This window comes from Streptomyces laculatispora (genome assembly GCF_017353455.1).
GTDB classification, from domain to species: domain Bacteria; phylum Actinomycetota; class Actinomycetes; order Streptomycetales; family Streptomycetaceae; genus Streptomyces; species Streptomyces laculatispora.
The window spans coordinates 1-3,511 of the sequence record NZ_JAFMPZ010000265.1; the positions used below are offsets into that span (position 1 = coordinate 1).

2 protein-coding genes and 1 pseudogene are annotated in these 3,511 nt (G+C 69.1%); 1 reads left to right on the top strand and 2 read right to left on the bottom strand.

Annotation, left to right across the window (positions count from 1 at the left end; genetic code table 11):
* Positions 1 to 119: 119 nt before the first annotated feature.
* Entirely contained in the window at positions 120 to 884 is a 765-nt protein-coding gene (locus tag J1C73_RS14785; RefSeq protein ID WP_207316784.1) for a GNAT family N-acetyltransferase, read from the top strand.
* A gap of 537 nt (positions 885 to 1,421) precedes the next feature.
* Here J1C73_RS14785 and J1C73_RS35745 read toward each other — a convergent pair.
* The gene (locus tag J1C73_RS35745) at positions 1,422 to 2,135 is read right to left on the bottom strand and encodes a GNAT family N-acetyltransferase (RefSeq protein ID WP_207316783.1); all 714 of its coding nucleotides are present in this window, start codon (positions 2,133 to 2,135) and stop codon (positions 1,422 to 1,424) included.
* Between the two features lie 786 nt (positions 2,136 to 2,921).
* A pseudogene (locus tag J1C73_RS14795) lies at positions 2,922 to 3,511 on the bottom strand (transposase); the annotation flags it as partial.

Below are 3,511 nucleotides of genomic sequence, written 5' to 3' on the forward strand. Positions count from 1 at the left end.
CGGACCGTCGTGGTGAACATGAAAAAGTACTTGCAAGTGCCCCAGCTGGCATGCTGCCATAAATCACTATGAATCCGATAAATCTCCCGTCGATCAATGAACCCGGTCTTCTGCTCGCGATGGAGCGGAACCTCGCCGAGCACGCCTGCCACCTGCACCGGAACCTGGAAAGCGCGTCCGTCACCGAGACCGTAGACCTGCTGATCGCCGACAGCGGTCTCGCCGACGACACCTTCAACATCGTCGCGGCGGCCCGCTTCACCCCGGCCACCTCCCCGACCCGCGCCGCGGAGGTGGCCCGGACCTTGGCCGCCACGGGCCGCCCCTTCTCCTGGTGGGTGGGCCCTGCCTCCACACCGGGCAATCTTGCCGAGTGCCTCCAGGACACCGGCCTGGAGGCGTCGGAGACCGAGACGGGCATGTGGAAGGACCTGCGCGGCCCTCTCCCCGAGGCGCACGCCGACGGCCTGGACATTCGCCGGGTGACCACTCCGGAGCAACTCGCCGACTACGCCACGGTCCTCGCTGCGAACTGGAACCCGCCCGCCGCTACGGTACGCCGGTTCTTCGCCGACGCCGCCGACCTAGCGCTCACCGCCGACTGCCCCGCCCGCTACCTGGTCGGCTACGCCGACGGCCGTCCCGTCTGTTCGGCCGAGGTATTCCTGCATGCGGGCGTCGCCGGGATCTACAACATCGCCACCCTCGCCACCGACCGCCGCCGCGGCTATGGCGGCGCGATCACCCTGGCCACCCTGCACACCGCCCGCGACGCGGACCACGAGACCGCGGTGCTGCAGGCATCCGCCGACGGCGAACCCGTCTACCGCCGCCTCGGGTTCACCGCCTGCGGCCACTTCACCGAGTACGCCATCACTCCCTGACCAGTCACAGCAACCACCCCGCTCCTCACCCCCGACACACCCCTCGGACGAAACCCGCCGGACGGGGACCGGCCGCAGGGGGGCTGCGTAGCGGACGGTGCCCCCTTCGAATCAACGGCAGCCCCAGCCCGGCCCCTGCGGCCCAGCCCGACCCTTCGTGCGAGGGGACTCTCTGTCCCCCTCGCACGGCCCACAACCTGGAGAACGTCCGCATCACCGACCGCTTCAGGTTGTCGGCCCCGTGGAGCGGGATGCCGGACTTTTCCAGCTGCTGCCGGAAGCCTGCTTCGTCGACCGGCTGCCCGCTTTCCAGGCCCACTGCCTCGGCGACCGTCGGGGTGAGCAGAACGCGCGTCTTCCCATCGGTCGTCGTGAGAATGGTGAGTCGTTCGTCCTCGCCGAGTGCGGCGTCGACAGTGACACTGAAGACGTCGTCCTCGTGGAGGAGCCGACTCGTCGGGGAGGGGGTCAGCCAGAAGTCGGTGATGGCGGAAGGGAACATGGTGGGTGCTTTCTACTTGTCGTGGTCGGGGGAGGTCAGAAGCGTTTGACGAGACTGACCGCGCGGTCGGTGACGGTGAAGCCAAGGCTCTTGTACAGACCGAGGGCGCCGGTGGGGCTCTCGGCGTCGACGTCGAGTACGGCGTGGTCGAACCCCTCGGCCCGCAGCGCCCGCAGTACGTGGGCCAGCAGTGTGCGAGCCAGCCCCTGCCCCCGTGCCTCCCGCCGTACGCCGACGGTTGTGACGTAGCCGAACGGGCCGCCGCGCAGCGGCCACTCGTCCGGCGCCACGTCGACGAAGACGAACCCGACGACGCGTTCTCCACCGTGTGTGTCGGGGGTGACGGCGAGTACGGACAGGTCCGGGCGGAATGCTTCCAGGCGGTCACCGGAGGCCCATTCGGCGGCGGTCACCGGCTGGCTGCCCCAATGGTCGCGGAAGGCGTCGTTCATCGCGGTCCTGGCACGCTCGTCCCACTCCGCGCTGTAGGCCACAAGCCGTATTCCTGGGACGGGCGGCTGCGCGGCGACCGGCGAGGCGAGGTCGCGTTCCAGTTCCAGCCACCATCGGGCGCGCTCGTAGCCGTGTGCTTCCAGGAGCCGGTTCGCAGGGGTGGCGTGGTCCTGCGCGCTTGAGGCGAGCCACCCGGGCAGGGCGGCGTCGCTCGCCGCGAGATGCTGAAGTCCGCGGGCCTCCTGCCATGCCAGCAGCGCTGTGCCGATGCCTTCGCGGCGGCGGTCCGGAACCACCGTTCCATGAAGCTCTACCCAGACGATCGTCTCCTGGCTCGCCGGGGCCGTGGCCGAGCCGTAGGCGACGGCCCGCCCGACGGTTGTCGACGGCGATCACCGCGTCGCGCTCGGGGTCGAAGACCTCGCTCCTGAACTCCTCTTCCAGCTCATCCCTCGTCACCAGCGAGCGCGGATGGTCAATCTTTCCGGCGGCACGCGCCAGGTCGAGGATCAGGTCGATGTCGGCGGCGGTGGCAGATCTCCAGGTGAGCCCGTCACCGGCCGTGGGCAGCGCGATCGACGACGGAGCGGTCACTCGATCGCGCAGCTCGCGGAGTTTGGGGCTGGGTTGTGCGGTCCCGCTCACGGGGGATCCTTTCTCGGCGCCGACAGCACCCATTCCAGGACTGCTGTGGCGGTGGGCTGAACGAGAGCGGGCGAGGGCGCTCGCGTCCCGTGGGGGATCGGCTCAGCCACAGCCAGTCTGTTCAGACTTCGCCCGCTGCTGGACTGATCGTATCGATTGAGAACTACGAAAAGACTGATTACAGCTGGGCCCTGTGTGGTGATCCCGCGTTGGGTTGGCCATGGGGTGGGGGTTGCGGTGTGTTGGATTGTTCCGGACGAGGTGTTGGGGATCGCGGAACCACCGATCCTGCCGTCGAGAGTGTGCCTGTGGGGTGGCGGGACCTATGACACGCCGTCCACGCGGCCAACGATCCCGAGAAGCTGGCGATGGCCATCGGAATAACCTCGCTCGGACGCCTCGGCCAGCCCGAGGACTTCTCTACTGACTTCGGCTCGTCAGGGTGAGGTCAGGGTGTCGAGGGTCAGGCCGGTGCCGGCTATGAAGCCGTCGAGGGTGTCGGGGCGGTACTGCAGGCGCTTGAGCCGGTTGCGGACGAGGGCCTCGAGTCGGTCGAGGGCCATGACGGCGAGGTTGGCCAGGCTGCGTTTGACGTGCGCCCATACCCACTCGACGGGGTTGAGGTCGGGCGAGTAGGCGGGCAGCAGGAACACCGTCAGCCAGGCTCGCTCGGCGATCAACTCGCGCATGGCGTGGGAGACGTGGGTGTTCAGGCGGTCCCAGACCAGCACGATCGGCGCCTTGACGAGCTGGTGCACGCCGTCGACCAGAGCGATGAAGTCGCGCTCGCTCATGCTGCGGCGCTTGCCCTTGCCCGAGGGGTGGGTGCGCAGGCGGTGGCACAGCCGGGTCCGTGAGCCGGGCCGCATCGCAATCAGCCCGGCCACCGACAGCCGCCCCGAGCGGCGTCCGCTCACCGTCACGACCGGGGTGTGTCCGCGTCGTCCCCAGGTCCGGCCTCGGGGCGGTCGGCGGGTGAAGCCTGCTTCGTCCTCGAAGCAGATGCAGCCCCCGCAGGCCGCCCGGG

Bases quoted from the DNA above. Each gene is read 5' to 3' on its own strand.
- J1C73_RS14785 (WP_207316784.1), top strand. From the start codon at position 120: ATGGAGCGGAACCTCGCCGAGCACGCCTGCCACCTGCACCGGAACCTG.